The sequence below is a fragment of the Micrococcus sp. Mcc89 genome (genome assembly GCF_024519795.1).
GTDB lineage: Bacteria > Actinomycetota > Actinomycetes > Actinomycetales > Micrococcaceae > Micrococcus > Micrococcus luteus.
Map to the genome: position 1 here is coordinate 1 of NZ_JALJRI010000019.1, position 4,129 is coordinate 4,129.

Sequence of the window (4,129 nt, forward strand, 5' to 3'; positions counted from 1 at the left end):
TCCGGCCTCGTTGGCCCCGGTGCGTGTCAACAACGTCATGCCCTCCTACATCTAGTTGCCGTGGGCGAATGTCGCAGAGCTGGGGCGGAGGGCGGCGGGTCGACTGGAGTGAGGGACCGGGAAACCTGGGCCCGCAGGGCTCCGCTAGCCCCGTAGGGGCCTGGCAGCCACCCACCTAGTCCAGCCCCTCGCAGTAGGACACCACCCGCACCCCCGGAAACACGAAATGGCCCCGGCTCTCCCGCGATGGGAGGGCCGGGGCCATGGGGCTACGGGCGCATTATGCGTGAGGGGCAAAAAGGAACACGGTGATTACCCCCCTGCCTGGGCCGTAACAGAAGAACATCCGCCACGCGCTTGGCGTGTGATTCTCTAGGTACGCCTGCCAGGTCTCACCAAAGGGGCCGGGTACGGAGTCATTCTTGTGTGTCTTGAATCCCGGGTAATCTGGCCCGAACTCCCTAAGAATCTGGAGCGCCTTAGCAACCTTTTTTGCGCGCTTCAGGTCGGACTTCTTGAGTTCGAGAAGCACGCGGCGTGCCTCGTCTGTCAGATCGACCTTAAACCCCCCCGGCATCGGAGCCGATCAGTCCTCGGAGCTGAGGTCGAAGTCGAGTTCGGCGAGGACATCCTCCAGGGGCGTGACGCGGCCGCAGACGGCATCATCGAAGCCGCGCCACAGGGAGCGCCGCAACTCGGCGTCCTCCCAGAGGTCGCGCTCGATCGGCGGAACGGAATCGCTCGGGACGGCCAACACCGCCCCGGTGGGGAGCTGCACCACGAGGAAATCGCGGTTTCGGAGTTCGTAGGCGTGCAGGGGGAGGTCTCCGGCGCTGGTAGCGCGGACTTCTCGCACCGAATCGCCGATTGGGGTCATGACGGTCATCTCGACACCTCTCTCTAGTGTCTCTCGACTTGCAACGCGCCACGAGCAAGGGGCTCGAGTCTCTCCTTGGCGATGCCAGTCAGTCTGTAGAGTGTATAACACCTTTTCCGTGGGCAAGAGTCCCGGCCTCCCGCCGCCCGCGCTGGCCTGGTGCCGTCACGCCTGGGCGGCACTCAGACGACAACCCCGTTCTTCACGACATGCCCACCCCGCCGCGCGTCCACCCCGATAGCGCGTATCCAGTCCTCCCCCACCATCACGGGGGCCACAGACTCGGCGTACTGCGTCCAGGCGTGAAGGTCATCCGGGGCCAGGTCGTTGACGAACTCCTGGGCGTCCCACCACGCCCCCCAGCGGGCATAGAGCGTGTCCCCGGGCCAGGCGGACGGGTCAAAAACCGGCCACTCACCCGTGCGGTAGTACGTCGCCAGGGCGGGCGTCTCAGACTGTCGGCGTCGTCGCATTCATTTCACCGCCCGGATGCCGACGCGCTGCTGTGGCAGTCGTCCCGCGCTCTGCTCGTCGTCCAGCGGGATTCGCAGGGACGCCACGAGCTTGGCCAGGGTGATCCGCTGCTGGCGGGCCTCCACGAGGGCAGGATGCGCCCGGACACCCTGGGGCGAATCATGGGTGACGCCCTCAGCAATCACGATGCGCTCCAGCTCATCCAGCGCATCCACCGTCCGGCACGCCTGCAACAACACGGAGAGTTCATGCTCTCCGAGCTCGAATTCCTCCGTAACAGCCCTCCACAGGCGCTTCCCGCCCGCTTTCAGCCCACGAGGGGCACGCGGGGCGGCGTAGTCGTCAGCGTGCGTAGTCATGGTCATGTGCTCCTTCTGAAACAAGTCAGGGCCGGACATGGCCGGCAAAAATCAGGGGCCGTCAAAGCGCCAGGGAACGGCGCAATCACACGGCAGGACGCGCCACTGTGCGGCCCGTAGAACGACGCACAGCACGGCGGCATACAGACAGTCAGACAGGCCACGAACGGGCGTCCTAGAGGCCGCTGAGGGCCGTCTGAGATAGGGCGAATCATCTGGCTGCTGCGGGCGGATCGCTGTGCCTGCGGGAGCGCCTGGAGAGGGGGGTGGGAGGGGATGCCCCCACCCCCTTGTGAGTGCCGTCGCCGCGCCCGCCGATGGTGACGGACGCGGCGACGGTGAACGGGCAACAGCAGTGGAAGGAGAGCGGCGACCTTTCGGTTCGCCCGCCGTTGTTTTCCCCGTGGCGCAGGACGGTCTCAGCCCGAAACGCGGGGGCTCGCATCCTTCGTTCGGCACCGGCCCGTGTGGTCGGCCCGCCGTGACGTTGACGCCGTGCTCACATCAGGTCAGGCTCCGGCGTGGGTGGCCATCGCTCGGAGCATGGCCTGGCCCTCTTCCTGGCGGGCGGCGCGGGTGCCGTAGCGGCGCTCTTCCTCGGCGATGGCGGCGAGGGTGTGCTTTCGGGTCCGGGCTGCCTGGAACTCGGCCTCGCGTTCGGCGAGGTCGTCGGGGCTGGTTGCCAGGTCGAACACGACGCCGGGGCACAGGGCAGCATCCCATGCGGCGTTCCCGGTGACGGTGGGCACCTCGCCTCGGTGGCCCAGGGTGTCCACGTGTTCGGCGACGGGGCGGACGGTGGCCCACTGGGTGTGCTGCATCGGGTTCATGATCGTTCGCACGGTCTTGCTCAGGCCGTCCAGCAGGGCGGGGGCGTGGGCGTGGGCGAGCTGCATGAGTCCCAGGTGAGGGGCGATCTGCCGGGCGAGTGTGGCCGCGTTGCCACGGTCCAGGACGGTGTACGCGCCAGGGTCCTTGGTGGCGAGTTCGCCGGGGTTCTGGGCGGCGTCCTCCAGGGCCTGGGCGGCGGCGTTGAATCGTTCCAGCAGGTCGGGCAGGTGGGCCTCGGCGTGGTCGGCGATTGCGTCCAGGCGGCGGCGGGTGTCGGCTTCGTTCCAGGCTGCGTCGAGGTGGACGGCCTGGCGCAGTGCGGCCTCAGCGGCGTACTTCTTCAGTGCGGCGTCCTTGGTGGGGTCGTCTCCGGCGGCGAGCAGGTCCACGGCTCGGGCGTGGGCCTCGGTTGCGGTCATGGACGGGGTGAGGGGTGCCAGCTCGGGCAGGTCGAGGGCGGGCAGCTCCAGGGCTTCGGCGGCGGTGAGGTAGCCGTTGACCGTCGCGTTGGTGTCAAGGGTGGTGGTGTTCATGTCAGTGCCTTTCGGTGGGGGTGTCAGTTGTTGCTGGTTAGTGGTGGGCTCGGGGGCGCGCGTTCGTTCGTCATGTGGTCACTGGCGGGCGGCTTCTGCGGCGTCGATCATGTCGGCGCAGACGCGGGTGAGTTCGTCCACAGTGAGGACGAGCGCGGGCTTCCCGGCGACGATCAGGGCGACGCCGGGGTGACGTGCGCCCTGGGGGTCGGTCATCTCGGCCGGGGCCGCATGGGCAGTGCTGGCCGTGGTCCGGTTGTGCTGCCAGTGGTGTTTGCGGGCCACGAACGGGGGGCGGGTGGTCACGGGGTCAGTCCTCCGGGGTGAGGGTGGGCAGGTGGTCGTCATCGGGCGGTCTCCTCGTTGTGGTGGGGCAGGTCTCGTGGGATCGTGCGGTGGCCCGCCATGTTGACGGCCCCCGTATTGAGGGTGGACCCGGCAGGGTGGCGGGACATGGCGGCCAGGCGGTCGCGGTGCGAGTCACGGCCACCTCGGGCCAGCGCCATGAATCGGCGCAGCTCGGCATCGGTGTAGTTCGTGCGGGTGTTCATCGGGCGGTCAGCTCCTTCTTCATTTCGGCCAGCTCGGCCTCGGCGCGCTCGGCTCGCAGTCGGTGGCGTTCGGCCCGCTCCATGTGGAAGCGGAGTTGCTGGCGCAGGCTGTCGGCCTCGGTGGGGCGTTCGGTTGTGGTCATCGGTTGCGCTCCTTTGCGTTGTCGGCGGCGAGGTCGGCTTGGATGGCGCGAATCTCGTCGGAGATCGACCGGATGGCCGCGATGAGTTCGGGCACGGTCAGGGGGGTTGCGGTGGTGGTGGTGGTGCTCATTTGTCCTCCGTGGGGACGACGACGGCCCCCGACCAGGCAAGGGTCGAGGGCCGTCAAATTGGCTTGTTTCTGCGGTTCAGGTGGTGCGGGTGTAGGGAGGTGAAGGGTTCTAGGAAACTTTCTATAGCTCCCCTCGCGTGGGGAGGTTTACAAACACCCTTCACCACCCTTCACCCGGGGGCGTGTCAGATGGTCTGTGTAAGCCGTACCGAGAGGAACGGTAAGAATCA

General features: G+C 67.5%; 7 protein-coding genes. All 7 read right to left on the reverse strand.

The features are described 5' to 3' along the window. Positions 1–586: 586 nt before the first annotated feature. A complete protein-coding gene (locus tag NR072_RS01760; RefSeq protein WP_158493485.1) occupies positions 587–886 on the reverse strand; it encodes a hypothetical protein in 300 nt (99 codons plus the stop codon). A gap of 464 nt (positions 887–1,350) precedes the next feature. Next, on the reverse strand, positions 1,351–1,716 hold the full coding sequence (locus tag NR072_RS01765; protein WP_256835935.1) for a terminase: 366 nt from the start codon (positions 1,714–1,716) through the stop codon (positions 1,351–1,353). Between the two features lie 503 nt (positions 1,717–2,219). Continuing rightward, a complete protein-coding gene (locus NR072_RS01770) occupies positions 2,220–3,074 on the reverse strand; it encodes a hypothetical protein (protein WP_256835936.1) in 855 nt (284 codons plus the stop codon). A 78-nt stretch (positions 3,075–3,152) separates the two neighbouring features. Further along, a complete protein-coding gene (locus NR072_RS01775; protein WP_230282848.1) occupies positions 3,153–3,380 on the reverse strand; it encodes a hypothetical protein in 228 nt (75 codons plus the stop codon). A 38-nt stretch (positions 3,381–3,418) separates the two neighbouring features. Continuing rightward, positions 3,419–3,625: a hypothetical protein gene (locus NR072_RS01780; RefSeq protein ID WP_256835939.1), complete on the reverse strand. Its 207-nt coding sequence runs from the start codon at positions 3,623–3,625 to the stop codon at positions 3,419–3,421. Further along, on the reverse strand, positions 3,622–3,768 hold the full coding sequence (locus NR072_RS01785) for a hypothetical protein (RefSeq protein WP_256835940.1): 147 nt from the start codon (positions 3,766–3,768) through the stop codon (positions 3,622–3,624). Before NR072_RS01785 ends, NR072_RS01780 begins: the two co-directional genes overlap by 4 nt. Next, a complete protein-coding gene (locus tag NR072_RS01790) occupies positions 3,765–3,899 on the reverse strand; it encodes a hypothetical protein (RefSeq protein ID WP_256835942.1) in 135 nt (44 codons plus the stop codon). The genes NR072_RS01785 and NR072_RS01790 overlap by 4 nt, the downstream gene beginning before the upstream one ends. Between the last annotated feature and the right edge of the window lie 230 nt (positions 3,900–4,129).